At 62.5% G+C, this 14,208-nt stretch carries 16 protein-coding genes; 8 read left to right on the top strand and 8 right to left on the bottom strand.

The window, feature by feature from the left end; all coding sequences use genetic code 11:
- Positions 1-25: 25 nt before the first annotated feature.
- Positions 26-1,573, bottom strand: a complete 1,548-nt coding sequence (locus K0F85_RS12620) for a TerC family protein (RefSeq protein ID WP_219116337.1) — start codon at positions 1,571-1,573, stop codon at positions 26-28.
- 82 nt (positions 1,574-1,655) lie between these two features.
- The gene (locus K0F85_RS12615; RefSeq protein WP_219116336.1) at positions 1,656-1,931 is read right to left on the bottom strand and encodes a hypothetical protein; all 276 of its coding nucleotides are present in this window, start codon (positions 1,929-1,931) and stop codon (positions 1,656-1,658) included.
- Between the two features lie 292 nt (positions 1,932-2,223).
- Between K0F85_RS12615 and K0F85_RS12610 the strand changes: the two genes are divergently transcribed.
- Positions 2,224-5,070, top strand: a complete 2,847-nt coding sequence (locus K0F85_RS12610) for a pitrilysin family protein (RefSeq protein WP_219116335.1) — start codon at positions 2,224-2,226, stop codon at positions 5,068-5,070.
- A gap of 70 nt (positions 5,071-5,140) precedes the next feature.
- Here K0F85_RS12610 and K0F85_RS12605 read toward each other — a convergent pair whose 3' ends face one another.
- The 4 genes from K0F85_RS12605 to K0F85_RS12590 form a co-directional block, all read right to left on the bottom strand.
- Entirely contained in the window at positions 5,141-5,821 is a 681-nt protein-coding gene (locus K0F85_RS12605; protein ID WP_219116334.1) for an OmpA family protein, read from the bottom strand.
- Between the two features lie 168 nt (positions 5,822-5,989).
- Entirely contained in the window at positions 5,990-6,136 is a 147-nt protein-coding gene (locus tag K0F85_RS12600) for a lmo0937 family membrane protein (protein ID WP_121670992.1), read from the bottom strand.
- 179 nt (positions 6,137-6,315) lie between these two features.
- Entirely contained in the window at positions 6,316-6,558 is a 243-nt protein-coding gene (locus K0F85_RS12595; RefSeq protein ID WP_219116333.1) for a hypothetical protein, read from the bottom strand.
- Between the two features lie 165 nt (positions 6,559-6,723).
- The gene (locus tag K0F85_RS12590; protein ID WP_219116332.1) at positions 6,724-7,365 is read right to left on the bottom strand and encodes a glycine zipper 2TM domain-containing protein; all 642 of its coding nucleotides are present in this window, start codon (positions 7,363-7,365) and stop codon (positions 6,724-6,726) included.
- A 175-nt stretch (positions 7,366-7,540) separates the two neighbouring features.
- Here K0F85_RS12590 and K0F85_RS12585 point away from each other — a divergent pair, with 175 nt between their 5' ends.
- A complete protein-coding gene (locus K0F85_RS12585; RefSeq protein ID WP_257572726.1) occupies positions 7,541-8,317 on the top strand; it encodes a Crp/Fnr family transcriptional regulator in 777 nt (258 codons plus the stop codon).
- Between the two features lie 80 nt (positions 8,318-8,397).
- Here the strand turns inward: K0F85_RS12585 and K0F85_RS12580 are convergent, their stop codons facing one another.
- Together K0F85_RS12580 and K0F85_RS12575 are read right to left on the bottom strand one after the other, a co-directional pair.
- On the bottom strand, positions 8,398-8,616 hold the full coding sequence (locus K0F85_RS12580) for a glycine zipper 2TM domain-containing protein (protein ID WP_077401543.1): 219 nt from the start codon (positions 8,614-8,616) through the stop codon (positions 8,398-8,400).
- 175 nt (positions 8,617-8,791) lie between these two features.
- A complete protein-coding gene (locus K0F85_RS12575; protein WP_219116331.1) occupies positions 8,792-10,828 on the bottom strand; it encodes an AsmA family protein in 2,037 nt (678 codons plus the stop codon).
- Positions 10,829-11,088: 260 nt separating this feature from the next.
- Here K0F85_RS12575 and K0F85_RS12570 point away from each other — a divergent pair, with 260 nt between their 5' ends.
- The 6 genes from K0F85_RS12570 to K0F85_RS12545 all read left to right on the top strand — a co-directional run bounded on the left by K0F85_RS12570 (position 11,089) and on the right by K0F85_RS12545 (position 14,169).
- Complete coding sequence (locus tag K0F85_RS12570) at positions 11,089-11,493, top strand: DUF4398 domain-containing protein (RefSeq protein WP_219116330.1); 405 nt, start codon at positions 11,089-11,091, stop codon at positions 11,491-11,493.
- Positions 11,494-11,518: 25 nt separating this feature from the next.
- Positions 11,519-12,418 (top strand): OmpA family protein, encoded by a 900-nt coding sequence (locus K0F85_RS12565; RefSeq protein ID WP_219116329.1) that lies wholly within the window; start codon positions 11,519-11,521, stop codon positions 12,416-12,418.
- 88 nt (positions 12,419-12,506) lie between these two features.
- Positions 12,507-13,043 (top strand): bacterioferritin, encoded by a 537-nt coding sequence (locus K0F85_RS12560; RefSeq protein WP_219116328.1) that lies wholly within the window; start codon positions 12,507-12,509, stop codon positions 13,041-13,043.
- 58 nt (positions 13,044-13,101) lie between these two features.
- Positions 13,102-13,404, top strand: coding sequence for a YqjD family protein (locus K0F85_RS12555; protein WP_035826246.1), 303 nt, complete (start codon positions 13,102-13,104; stop codon positions 13,402-13,404).
- A gap of 18 nt (positions 13,405-13,422) precedes the next feature.
- Positions 13,423-13,809, top strand: a complete 387-nt coding sequence (locus K0F85_RS12550; protein ID WP_219116327.1) for a phage holin family protein — start codon at positions 13,423-13,425, stop codon at positions 13,807-13,809.
- A 21-nt stretch (positions 13,810-13,830) separates the two neighbouring features.
- Positions 13,831-14,169: a hypothetical protein gene (locus K0F85_RS12545; RefSeq protein WP_219116326.1), complete on the top strand. Its 339-nt coding sequence runs from the start codon at positions 13,831-13,833 to the stop codon at positions 14,167-14,169.
- Positions 14,170-14,208: the final 39 nt, after the last annotated feature.

Here is a 14,208-nt window from a genome sequence, read left to right as displayed (position 1 = left end):
CAAGCGGGGCACGCTTGCCATTGTGTTACAAACTGTGATCGGGCTCGATGCGGCGCACGTCCACGCAGGCGATGCGGCGCTCGTCGGCGGCGACGATTTCATAACGTAAATCATCGAGTTCAAGCACTTCGCCCACGGCCGGCATGTTTTCAAAATGCGCCAGCAGGAAGCCGGCCAGCGAGTTGTATTCGCCGTCTTCGCTGACCAGGGTTTCCGTCTCGAACACTTGCTCCAGGTAATGCAGGTCCGTTGCGCCATCGATACGCCAGTGGCCGGGGCCCAGCACTTCCACGTCGGGCTGCTCGTCCTCGTCGGGGAACTCGCCGGCGATGGCTTCCAGGATGTCGATGGGCGTGAGCACGCCTTGCACGGTGCCGAACTCGTCGACCACCAGCACCAGCTGGCCGCGCGAGCGCTTCAGGGTTTCCATGGCTTTCAGCACGCCGGCCGCTTCCGGCACGACGACGGCTTCGCGCATGCTGTCCGGGTCGATCTTGCCGCGCGACACCAGATCCTCGATCAGGTCCTTGCTGCGCGCGATGCCGAGCACATTGTCCAGGTCATCATTACAGACAGGAATCATGCTGTGCGGTGTGTCGCGCAGCAGTTGCAGCATCTTCTCGCTGCTGTCGTTCAGGTTGACCCACGAGACGTCGCCGCGCGGCGTCATGACGGAGCGTATCGACCGTTCGGCCAGGGTCAGCACGCCGCTGACCATATTGCGTTCTTCCACGCCGAAGGCGGAGACATCGGGCATTTCCTTGACTTCGTGCTCTTCCACGGCTTCGCGGCCCTTGCGTCCGCCGAGTAGGCTCAGCACTGCCTGCGCCGTGCGGTCGCGCAGCGGAGCGTTCGACTGCAGCTTGAGGAAGTTACGGCGCGCCAGCTGATTAAAGAATTCGATGACGATCGAGAAACCGATAGCGGCGTACAAATAGCCTTTCGGAATGTGGAAGCCCAGGCCCTCGGCCACCAGCGACAGGCCGATCATCAGCAAGAAGCTCAGGCACAGCACGACAACGGTGGGGTGGGCGTTGACGAAGCGCGTCAGCACCTTCGATGCCAGCATCATGACGACGATGGAAATGACGACGGCAGCCATCATCACATACAGATTGTCGACCATGCCGACGGCCGTGATGACGGCGTCGAGCGAAAAGACGGCGTCGAGCACGACGATCTGCGCCACCACCAGGCCGAAGCCGGCGTAGACTTTCGGGCCTGTCTGGGCATGCGTGACGCCTTCGAGGCGTTCGTGCAGTTCGCTGGTCGCCTTGAACAGCAGGAACAGGCCGCCGAGGAGCAGGATCAGGTCGCGCCCCGAAAACGAAAATATCCCGAGGGAAAACAAGGGCGTGGTCAGGGTGACCAGCCAGGAAATCAGGGAAAGCAGGCCCAGGCGCATGACGAGGGCCAGGGTCAGGCCCAGCACGCGCGCCCTGTCGCGCTGATGCGGCGGCAGTTTCTCGGCCAGGATGGCGATGAAAATCAGGTTGTCGATACCCAGTACGATTTCCAGTACGACCAGCGTCAGCAGGCCGACCCAGATTGTCGGGTCAAATAACCATTCCATGTGTATTACCTTGTAAAGTCGATCAGTGTAAAGCGTACCTGGCGGCTAAAGCCCCGGGCGCGTGGGTGCTGCATGCATCTGTTCAGAGGCGGACGCGCGGTGGCCGGCTGGCCTGCCGCACGTCCGCTTCGGCAAGTGCGCCCGGTCCCGCTTGCCAAATGATGGCGTAAAACGGCGGCCCCTGGCGCGAGCTCGGGTACAGCGTGATGGGGTCGTTGTCGCATTCTTCGGTATCGCAGCTGTCGCCAGGCAGATCCGCATGGACGCTGGCGTCGGCACAATCGATGCTGAAGGCGGGCGTGGCGGCAGAGCCGGCCGCTATTGCATGCTGGAATGGGGAAGGGCTGGCGTAGGCCATGCTGGCGAACGCCTGGGGTAAGGCGATGAAAACAAAAAGGCAGAGCAGGACGAGAGCTCGTCTCATATACAGGCAGATAGTTCTGGAACCGAGGAGTATAACACGGGCAGATAACAGCTTGATGACAGGGACTTGCGTAACTGATAAGTATGCCGTAAATTGTGAGAGCAATAATTTCCCTGGGCGGCGAAGACGCAGCGCGGGCCCATGGCAATTCTTGCGTTTGTATCGCATTGCGCTTGCGCCTCTTTCGCCTGTGCATCTTTAAACGTAGTGTTACCAGGACTCCGACTTGAAACCTATTACCGCCCTCCTGCTTGCCGCCGGCATCCTCTCGCCTTCGTTCATTCTCGCCGCCACTCCTGTGGAGGCGGCACCGAGCCAGAAAGCCGGCAAGCTTGCCGCCAGCCGCGCCGCCGCCGTCAAAGTCACGTCGGTCGAAGGCATTACCGAATACCGCCTGGCCAATGGCTTGCGCGTGCTGCTGTTCCCGGACGCCAGCAAGCCGACCCTGACCACGAATATCGTCTACCTGGTCGGTTCGCGCCATGAAAACTATGGCGAAACGGGCATGGCCCATTTGCTCGAACACTTGCTGTTCAAGCCCAGCGCCAACTTCGGCGTCAAGAAGGGCACGAAAACCCCGGTCGAGATCCTGAACTCGACGGGTGCGCAGTTCAACGGCACCACCTGGTACGACCGCACCAATTACTACGCCACCTTCCCCGCCAACGACGACAACCTGCGCCAGATGCTGGCCATGGAAGCGGACCGCATGGTCAATGCGGCCATCGACCAGAACGACCTGTGGAACCCGAAGACGCAGAAGGGTGAAATGACGGTCGTGCGCAATGAATTCGAGATGGGCGAGAGCGACCCGATCGGCGTGACCAGCGAACGTATCCAGGCGATCGCCTACGATTGGCACAACTATGGCAAATCGACCATCGGCGCCCGCTCCGACATCGAGCAGGTGAACATTCCCCGTTTGCGCGCGTTTTATCATAAATATTATCAGCCGGACAACGCCGTGCTGATGGTGGCGGGCCGCTTCGATGAAGCCAAGGTCTTGCAGCAGATCAATGAGCTGTTTGGCAAGATCCCGAAGCCCACGCGCGTGATCGAACCGACTTACACGGCCGAACCGGTGCAGGATGGCGAGCGCGCCGTGACGGTGCGCCGCAGCGGCGGCACGCAATTCGTTGGCGCCGGCTATCACGTGGCGCCGTCCGGCAACCCGGACGCCGTCGCCATCGAGGTGCTCGGTCACGTGCTGACGGACGCCCCGGCTGGCCGTTTGCACAAGGCGCTGGTGGAAACCAAGCTGGCTAGCAAGATCGAATACAACTCGGTGAGCAACCTGGAGCCGGGCTACAACCTGTTCGGCGCGCTGGTGCCTGTCGATGGCAACCTTGACGCGGCGCAAGCGGCCATGCTGACAGTGCTGGAAGGGCTGAAATCGCAACCGATCACGGACGCGGAAGTGGCGCGCGTCAAGCAGCAATTGAACAAGCAGATCGAACTGGCCACCTCGAACACGGCGCGCCTGACGATAGCCCTGACGGAGTCCCTGGCGGCCGGCGACTGGCGTCTGTTCTTCCTGCAGCGCGACCAGCTCGACAAGCTGACGACGGCGCAGGTGCAGGCGGCCGCCGAGAAATACCTGAAGAGTTCTAACCGCACCCTGGGCCGCTTCATCCCCACCGATGCACCGGACCGCACCGTCGTGCCGGCCTATGCCGACGTGGCGCCGCAACTGGCCGGCTACACGGGCCGCGCCGTGGTGGCGCAGGGCGAAGCGTTCGACCCCAGCCCCGACAATATCGAAGCGCGCACCCAGCGCTTCACCTTGCCGAACGGCTTGAAAGGGGCTTTGCTGCCGAAGAAAACCAAGGGCAACACTGTCAGCGTCGTGCTGAAATTGCAGCTCGGCAGTGAAGAGAGCTTGCGCGGCAAGGCGCAAGTGGGCAGCTATACGGCTAATCTGCTGTCGCGTGGCACTGACAAACTGTCGCGCCAGGAAGTGAAGGACAAGTTCGACCAGCTGGGCACGCAAGTGGCTATCTCCGGCGGCGCCGAGGGCGTCACCGCCATGCTGATGGGCAAGCGCGAGAACTTGCCTGCCGCCATGGAGCTGCTGGCGCAAGTGCTGCAACAGCCCGCCTTGAACGAAACGCAATTCCTGGAATTGCAGCGCGAGCGCGTCGGCCGCGCCGAGCAGGAATTGCCTGAACCGCAGCCGCAGGCCGTGAACGCCTTCCGCCGCCTGCTCGACGCCACGCCGGAAGGCCATGTGCGCCACGTGGCCACCTTGCCGTCTGAACTGGCGCAATGGAAAGCCATCAAGGTGACTGATGTGAAAGCCTTCCATGGCGCCTACTATGGCGCTGCCAACGCGACTTTCGCTGCCGTGGGCGACTTCGACCCGGCCGCGCTGAAGGCGCAAGTGGCCAGCCTGTACGGCGGCTGGAAGGCGCAGCAGCCTTACGTGCGCATTCATGATGCCGTCAAGCCTGTCAGCGGCGAAAAAGTCACCCTGGAAACGCCGGACAAGGCCAACAGTGTACTGTTCGCCATCCAGCCGATTCCCCTCAAGGATGACGCCGCCACCTATCCCGCCTTGCTGATCGCCAATCACATGCTCGGTGGCGGCGCCTTGCGCAGCCGCCTTGCCGACCGCATCCGCCAGAAGGAAGGCCTGTCGTACGGCGTTGGCTCGCAAGTGAGCATCCCGTCGCGCGAACCGGCCGGCTACTGGATGGCGTATGCCATCAGCGCGCCGCAAAACACCGTCAAGGTGGAAGCGGCCCTGCGCGAGGAAATCGCCAAGGTGCTGGCCGACGGCTTCACGCAAGAGGAACTGGTCGAAGCGAAGAAAGGCTGGTTGCAATCGCAGGAAGTAGGCCGCACGCAAGACAGCGGCCTGGCGCGCGAACTGGCCACTTACCTTGCCGAAGACCGCAGCATGGCTTACGACAAGGACCTGGAAGCCAAAGTGGCGGCCCTGACCCTGGCGCAAGTGAACCAGAGCCTGCGCGACTACCTGAAGCCTGCGGCCGTCTCGATCGTGACGGCTGGCGACTTCGCCAAGGTGGCGAAGGAAGGTGACAGCGGTGCCAAGGCGACGACGTCGAAATAAGCCGTTTTAGATGAAAAAAACCCGCTGGCAATGACATTGCCAGCGGGTTTTTTTATTGATGCGTGTCAACTTAGCGTGGCGCCATTTCGGCTACGTAGATTTCCACGCGGCGATTGCGTGCGCGTCCCGAGGCATCGGCGTTCGAGGCGATCGGCTCGCGGGCGCCGCGGCCTTCCGTGACGACGCGCGTCGGCGAGACGCCGCGCATGGACAGGTAGTCGCGCGTGTGGGCCGCGCGTTCCACCGACAGCGGTTCGTTGATCGAAGCGCTGCCCGTGCTGTCCGTGTGGCCGATGATGCTGACCGTGGTGTTCGGGTTTTCATTCAGCGTGGCGGCAAAGCGGTCGAGAATCGGGCGGAAATTGCCCTTGATGTCGGCGCGGTTGGTGTCGAAGGAAATATCGCTGGGGATTTCCATTTTCAGGCGGTTATCGGCCGTCTGCGTCACTTGCACACCAGTACCCTGTGTCGCTTGTTCCATGGCGCGCTTCTGGTTTTCCATGCGGTTCGACCAGATATTGCCGATGACGGCGCCCGCTGCCGCGCCTATCAGGGCGCCGCCGGCCGTGCGGCCGCTGCTGCCACCACCGGTGGTGCCGCCGATCAAGGCGCCCAGGCCTGCGCCGACGCCGGCGCCCGTGGCCGTGCCACGTTGTGTGGCGGACATATCCGCGCAGCCGCTAGCGGCCAATGCGATGACCAGCATGCCGATCAGGGATTTGGCGCCAGGGCCGTTTTTCAATGCTTTCATGGATTTTCTCCTTGTTTTGTTATTGGGACATACCCAGGAATTACCTGCACACGTTACTGCAAAATGCCGCAGCGTGCCAGTGCGCGCACACTGTACACAAAAGGCGGCAAAAAGGGCGGCGCCCGTTTGCACGTGCGCCGCCCTGTTACCCTGCGCTAACGGCCTAGGCTATAAGCCGCGCCCGCTGATCAGGCGCAACAGGATCATGATGACAGCCACCACCAGCAGGATATGGATGAAGCCGCCGATGGTATAGGAAGTTACCAGGCCCAGCAGCCAAAGAATAATGAGTACGACGGCGATTGTATACAGCATGATGAGTCCTCCTAGAGTAGTGGGTGGATGACGGTTGCCTGGCTGGCAAGTTGCTCGCTGCCGGCGCCGTCATCGGTTTTTGTCATTGCGCGGCGACTGTGTCGCTGAACGCCGATGCCATGACTTAGTGTCTACTTTGTTTCCCTTGCGTTCTGTACGCTGTCGTACACAAGGCTCAACTATTGGGGGCGGTCGGCGTGTTCATCAGCCATGCCCGGTAACCACGCCAGCATGCCGGCCATGCCAACGGCGCCCGCCAGGCAACTGACCATGCCGCCCGTCAGCAGCAGCATGACGCCGAAAACGGGCGCGCTTGTTTCAGGCGCCAGGTCCAGCGCGCAAAAGCCCAGCGCGGTGGCCAGGATGCCGCCACCAATAAAGCCCAGCCAGATCCTGTTGCCGCCTGCCATGTCGCTTTCCATCACATCTCCTTGAAGACATCCGTTGAAACTTCCTGGAGATATCATCTCGCTTCATGTTCAGCGCATCTGTACGCCAACGAACATGATCAAAAAGAAAACGCCCGGACAGGCCGGGCGTGTATTTTATTTGCAACTAATCACGGCAGCGGCGCCGCCGCGCTTCGCCTATCCCATGGCGCGCAAGACGCCGTTGACGACGCGCACGCGGTCGCCCTGGCGCCAGTTCGGCGCGGCGCTCTGGTGCACGGTGCGCGTCTTGCCGTTATCGAGGCGCACGACGATGTTGTAGCTGCGCGTGGCGCGCACGTTGCCTTCGATCTGGTTGCCGGCCACGGCGCCGCCGACGGCGCCCAGCACGGTGGCCAGTTGCTTGCCGTGGCCGCCACCGACCTGGTTGCCCAGCAAGCCGCCGACGACGGCGCCGCCGGCCGCGCCCACGCCGCTGCCTTCGGCGCGCGTATTGACTTCATGGATGGCTTCGATCACGCCGCAATTGCCGCACACCTGCGGCGCCGGGGCTGCCGCATATTGTTGCTGTGGTTGCGGTTGCGGCTGTCGTACGGGCTGCTGCTGTGCTTGTTGCTGTGGCTGCGGTGGCAGGGCGGCCAGCGGCTGGGCGCCGGCCGGCGGCTGGTTCGCCTGCAGGCTGGCCATTTGTTCGGCCGAGGCGCTGGCCGCCAGTGGCTGGCTATCGCCATGGGACGAAGGCAGCCAGCCCATCAGGGCAGCCGTGCCGACGCCGCAAAACAGCAAGACGGCGACGGCGGCGGCAAGCACCAGCGGATGGAGGGATTTGGTGGTGGTCATGGAAGGCTCCTTGTTTTTTTAAATAGTGAAAAGGGTAATGCGTGTTCTGCGTGTGTGTTGCCAGTGTGCTGTGCCGCTTGCTCCGCTTCCGTGCGTCACCGTACATACAGGGCCGGTACTGCACCGTAGGCTAAGTAAAAATTATGTCGAGTTGTAACGACACCAAGGAAAAGCAATGCCACCAACGAACGCCAGCATGACCCTGTCCCGCGACGCAGGCCGATCTGGCCTGGGGCCGCCCGTGGGCGCGCTGCACGCCGGCAACCGCTTGCTGGCCAGCCTGCCCGAACACGACTTGCGGCACCTGACCGCGCTGTTCGACAGCGTCACGGTCGAGGTGGGCGAGGTACTGTACGAACCGGGTCAGCCTATCGGCCACATCTATTTCCCCGGCGATTGCCTGATCTCGCTGCTGGCCGTGGCGGAAGGCCGGATGACCCTGGAAGTGGGCTCCGTCGGCCGCGAAGGCGTCCTGGGCGCTTCCGTCGCGCTGGGCCATGATCTGGCGCAAGTGCGTGCCGTGGTGCAGCGTTCCGGTACTGCCAGCCGCATCGCGCGGGCCGATTTCTGCGCCGAGTTTGCCCAGCTTGAGTCCCTGCAGCGATTGCTGTACCGCTACACGGACACCTTGCTGGCGCAAGCCATCCAGATTGCCGTATGCAGCCGCTTCCACGTGCTCGAGGCGCGTCTGGCCCGTTCGCTGCTGATCACGCGCGACCGTCTGCAGTCCGAAAAATTTCACCTGACGCATGAATTCCTCGCCCACACCCTCGGTGTGCGGCGGGTCGGCGTGACCAAGGCGGCCAGCGCGCTGCAACAGCAAAAACTCATCACCTACAGCCGCGGCAATATCGAGATCCTCGATTCGGCGGGGCTGGAAGCCGTTTCCTGCCGCTGTTATGCGCTGGTCAAGGACAGCGGCGCCATCGGCATGGCCAACGTCTTCGTCTGATTCTACATTCGTCAGCGCAGGCCGGACGTAAAAAAGCGGGGTGGGCGCCTGAGCACCCACCCCGCTTTCTCGATCGAAGCTTACTTAGGCTTGACCTGGTTGCCGATCACGCCGCCGACGGCGGCGCCGCCGACTGCGCCGATGGCGCTGCCGCCCGTCAGCACGGAGCCGGCAACGGCGCCGACACCTGCGCCGATGGCCGTGTTTTTATCCTGGCCGGACATATTGGCGCAAGCCGTCAAGCTCAGCAGCAGGGCGGCAACGGAAGTGGTAGCGGCGATTTTTTTAATGATTTGCATAATAGTTCTCCTATGAATTCGGACCTCGTGGCGCCGGCGTGGTAGGGGCCGGTGGGACTTCGTGTCGCCACGTGTTTCAGGCACGATCACAGAATAGGATTGTGACAAGGCAGGGTCTGTTCGGCAACGCACATAGGGGTGTAACAATTGTAATCGTGCACAGCTTGCATGCCGTTCAGCGGCTTTTGCGCGGTGTCTTGCCCGGTTTCGGCGCCACCGGCTTCACGCGCGCCTGGGCCAGCAGGGCTGCGCATGCGCTGTCCTCGCCGGGGCCGGTATTCACCAGCGGCAGCAGGGCGGCCACGGGCGCCACCACGGCCAGCGCCGCGGCGCCGCCGGCGCGCAGGGCCAGCACGCCCTTGTCGACGCTCACGTCGGGCTTGCTGAAAGTACCCTGCACGTACAAGGGGGAGCGCAGCGAAAAGATGCGCAAGCCCTTGCTGTCCGGCCGCAGGGTCAGGTCCAGTTGCTCATTGCCCAGGTTTACCGTGCCGTCGACATGCAGCACGGCATCATCCGTGTCGACGAGGAACTGGCGCGTGCGCATCAATCCCTTGGTGACGACGAAATCGGCGGCCATGCAGTTCAGCTTGACCTGCTTGTCGCCCACCAGCTTGGTCAGCACGATGCTGCCGATATTCAAGCCCATTTCTTCCAGCAACAGCTTGCTGATGCTGCCCCGGTTGATCAGTGCGCGCACTTCGCCGTTGGAACTGCCCAGCAGACTGGCGACGGAGTTTCCCGTGGCAGACAGCGAAGCGTCGCCATTGATTTCCCCCACGCTCGCTTGCAGGGCCGGCAGGCGGGGAAACAATTGCTTGATGTGCAGATGGCGGGCGCTGGCCTTGAGTTCGGCGGCGATGCCGTTGGCGATGACCTTGCCGCTGCCGTCGAGCCTGATCTGCGACGTCAGGGTGCCACCCGCCACATTGAAGTTGAGCGGCGTCAGCGACAGCACGCCGTCCGTCAGCACCACATGCGTGTCGAGTTTGCTGATCGGTAACTCGGCGTCGCGCGTGATTTTATCGGCCGTGTAGCGCACATCGGCGTCCAGGCTGGCCCAGCGCTCCGTCTTGAACGTTTCCACCGGCAGCACGCGGCCGACCGGCTGCGTCGATGGCACGCCCCGTTCCTTCTTGCTGGCGCTGGAATCGGCGCCCACCAGCGGACCCAGGTCGGAAAATTGCAGCAGGCGCGAGTGCACTTCGCCCGTCAGGCGCTTGCGCGGCGTGCTGGCTGAAAAGGCCAGCTTGCCTGCGACATCGCTGGAGCCTACCTTGCCGCTGAACTGGTCGTAGACCCATTCGCCGCCGCGCGGCGCCAGGGTGCCCGTCAAATGGCCTTCCGTGCTGAAGTGCGGCGTTTCCGGCAGCAGCACGCCCGTCAATGGATACAGGCGCGCCATGCTGGGGCCCGAGATTTTCAGGCGCACGTCGAGTGCGGCCAGGTCCGCCGGGCGCGTCAGCGTGCCTTCGATGGCCACGCTGCTGCCGCTCGCGCGCATCTCGGCCTGGATGGGGAAGGGCGTGCCTTGCCGCTGCAGCGACAGCACGCCACCGGCCTTGCCGCCTCCTTTGACGGGTTCGCCGCGGTAAGTGCCAGACAGTTTCCACGCGATGCCGTAGCGCGCATCGTCCGCGATGGTGTCGATATCGGCGCGCATCGCCGTTTTGGTGACGCCATCGTCCAGCGTCACGGTGCCCTTGCTGAAGACCACGCTTTGCAGTTCCAGCTGCCACGGCGATGACTGGTCTTGGTGCTCGAAGGTCCAGTTGTTCTTGCCGTCCTGGTTGCGCAGCAAGCGCACCTGCGGCGTGTCGAAGCGCAATTGCGGGATGATGATTTTCTTCTCCAGCAAAGCCAGGGGATTGAGCGAAAACGCCAGCTGGCCCACGTTGGCCAGCGGCGCTTGCTCACCTACTACCGCCATGGCGCTCGGGTTGCCCAGGCGCACGTCATTTGCCTGCAGGTGCGGCCAGGGCAGGTAGTCGCGCCAGCCTCGCGGTCCCGCAGTCCTTGGCTGCTGCCACGTCAGCGACAGGTCGCCCGCGATGGCGAACGGCCGGCCCAGGGCTTCGCTGGCGCGGGCGTTGAGCCAGGGCTTGGTGTGGTTCCAGTCCATATTGAGCAGGACGACGGCGGCCGTGACGGGCACGGCGATGAGGACGGCGGCGCTGGCGAGGGTGATTTTCTGGCGGCGTGACAGTTGCATGGGGGACGATTCTTTCTGGGCAAGTATTCACGATGCTACAGGAATCGTTCCAAAGCCGGGTTCGATTCTCGCTTTTATGCTCCGGCGCGTGCGCTGGCGCACCTTGCGGCCGCAAGTATTGTCGATTTCCTACCCTATGTGCGGCACCGAACAGATATGCAGGGAGCCGGAGCCTATAACGTCATACATCAAACGCCGTTCCAGATTCCAGATGTACTCACGTTTACATCTGTCGCTTAACCTTCTCCAGGAGAAAAAAAATGACAAACCGAGATTTCAAGATGTCCCCGCTGGCCGCCTTGGCCGCCTGCGCCACCGCCGTTGTCTTCATGACCGGCTGTTCCAGCCTGAAAACGCCAGCCACGGCCGATGTTGCCGTCTCGCGCGCCGCCGTCGATAACGCCGCCAGCGCCGGCGCCGCCGACCTGGCTCCCGATGAAATGCGTTCGGCCCGCGAAAAAATGCGCATGGCCAACCAGGCCCTGAAAGACCACGATTACAAGATGGCGCGCGACCTGGCAGACCAGGCGCAAGCCGATGCCAAGCTGGCGCAAAGCAAGGCCAACTCGGCCAAGGCCACCAGCGCCGCCGATGAAATTAACGAGAGCATCCGCGTCATGCGCGTAGAACTCGAGCGTGCCAACCAGCAAGCCCCGAAACAATAACCAACAAGAAGAACAGGATTCCATCATGAAAAAAGCTACTTACACCACGCTTCCAGGCCTGCTGGCCATGGCCGCTTTTGTCGCCGCCTGCAGTTCCGCACCGACCACCACCAGCCTGCTCGACCAGACGCGCGGCGACTACATGGCGGCGCAATCGAACCCGATCGTGTCGACCTATGCGCCACGCGAATTCCGTGAAGCGAGCGCTGCGCTGGAAGCGGCGAACGCGGCCGCCACGCGCCAGGAAGATAGCGAAAAAGTCGACAAGCTGGCCTACCTGGCCAAGCAAAAGATCGCCACGGCGCAAGAAGTCGCCAAGCAAAAGGCAGCCGAGGCCGATATCGCCAACGCCGGCAAGCAACGCGACCAGTTGCGCCTCGATGCGCGCACGCAGCAGGCGGACCAGGCCACGGCCCGCGCCCAGGCGGCGCAGGCGGATGCGGAAGCGGCCAAGGCCCAAGCGCAGGCGGCCGAAGCGTCGGCCCGTGACGCCACGGCCCGCGCCGCCGCGCTGGAAGTGCAGCTGGCCGACCTGGCCGCCAAGAAAACCGAACGCGGCATGGTCATTACGCTGGGCGATGTGCTGTTTGGCACGGACAAGGCGAACTTGACGGCCGATGGCGCGAATACGGCGCGCAAGCTGGCCGATGTGCTGAAAAACAACCCGCAGCGCACCGTGCTGATCGAAGGCTTCACGGATAGCACGGGCGGTTCGGCGCACAACCTGCAATTGTCGCAGCGCCGCGCCGAATCCGTGCGCAATGCGCTGCTGGAGCAAGGCATCAGCCGTGATCGCATCGCCACCAAAGGCTATGGCGCCGCCTATCCGGCCGCAGGCAATGACAGCGCGGCGAATCGCCAGCTGAATCGCCGGGTGGAAATCGTCTTGTCGGAAGATAACACGGCCATTCCCGCCCGCCGTTAAGCCGCACCGTTTGGCGCGGCAGTAAAAAAGGCAGCACCGGCCGCATGTTGGCCGGTGGATACCCATGCACAACTTGAAAGGAAACATCATGACGCAAAATTCAGTTGAGATTCCAGCTGGCATCGACACGGCCGCCATCCGCGCGGCCGCCAAAAACCTGGACGACGGCGCCGTGACGGCCGGCTATCAGGGCGACCGCCAGGAGTTGATCACCCTCTTGAATGGGGCGCTGGCCACCGAACTGGTGTGTATTGCGCGCTACAAGCGCCATTACTACACCGTGAGCGGGCGCGATAACGGCAGCATCAAGGCCGAGTTCCTTGAGCATGCGCAGCAGGAGCAGGAACACGCCGACTGGCTGGCGGAACGCATCGTGCAATTGAATGGCAAGCCAGATTTTAATCCTGCAACATTGCTTGCGCGCAGTCATGCCGAGTATGATGACTCCGAAGACGTGCAAAGCATGGTGCGTGCCAATCTGATCGCGGAACGCGTGGCGATCGAGTCGTATCGCCAGATGATCGTGAAAATTGGCGACAAAGACCCGACTACACGCCATTTGTTGATCAAGATCATGGCTGTCGAGGAAGAGCACGCCGATGATATGCGCGATCTAATGGAATAGTGTTTTTGAGTAAAGTAGGTATAGTAACTACATTCATCCACAGCTAAGGAGCTAAACCATGTTGGAAAACAATATCACCACCGTCAATAACGATGTCAAAACCTTGGTCAAGGATGCGCAAGCCCTGTTCAGCGCCGCTGCCGCCCTGACCGGCGAAAAAGCCGATGAAGTGCGCGTCAAGGGCATGAAGACCCTGGACGCCGCCCTGGCCAAGGCGCACGAAGCGCAAGCGTCGGCCATCGTTGCCACCAAGCAGATGGCTGCCCAGGCAGACGGTTATGTCAAGGAAAACCCATGGCGCACGGTGGCCGTCGCCGCTGGCGTTGGCGTGCTGGTCGGCTTCATCCTGGGCCGCAAGTAATCCACCGTCAGGAGCGATATGGACAAGTCTGCTTCGTCTCACCAGGGGCCGGGATTGATCGGCTCGGTCGCCGGCCTGGCCAAGAACGCCGTCGGACTGATGTTGTCGCGGCTGGAACTGGCCACCATCGAACTGTCGGAAGTGCGCAATCACATGTTGCAGCTGATTGTCATTTTCGCGCTGGCGATGGTGGCGGGCTTGTTTGCCATCGCTTACGGCAGCGTGCTGATCGTTTTCCTGGCCTGGGATAGCCTGGGCTGGAAGATACTGGCAATCATGACGGTCGTGTTCGTACTGCTGGCCATCGCCCTGGTCATGTATGCGCGCGCCATGCTGCGTCAAGGAAAGCTGTCCATGCCCGCCACCATGGCGGAATTGAAGGCCGACCGCGACATGCTGATGTAAGCTGCGATACGAGGAGAATTCATGTCGGATAACGACAAACTGGCGGTGCAAGCCGCCCGCAAGCGCCTGTTGATCGCCCAGGGCGAGATGTACCGCGTGGGCATCGTGCATGCGCGCGCCAACGTGGGCTATGCATTGCGCCCCGAATCGATGCTGCAGGGCGTCGTGGAAACGGCGGTCGGCTTTGCCGGCCACCGCGTCGAATCCCTGCTGGCGCCGGGCGGCATGCGTTTGCAGGGCGCCATGCCCTACGTGCTGACGGCGCTATCGTTTATAGGACGCAAGAAGCTGGTCAAACCGGCCCTGGTCCTCGTGGCTGTCGCCGCAGCCGCCGCCAGCTGGCTGCGCCGCAAGCGCTGAACGCCAGCCATATTGCACAGGAACGCCGTCATCGACGGC

This window comes from Janthinobacterium sp. UMAB-56 (assembly GCF_900095265.1).
GTDB lineage: Bacteria > Pseudomonadota > Gammaproteobacteria > Burkholderiales > Burkholderiaceae_D > Janthinobacterium.
The sequence above is the reverse complement of the archived record's forward strand: the minus strand, read 5'-3'. Positions and strand labels throughout refer to the sequence as shown.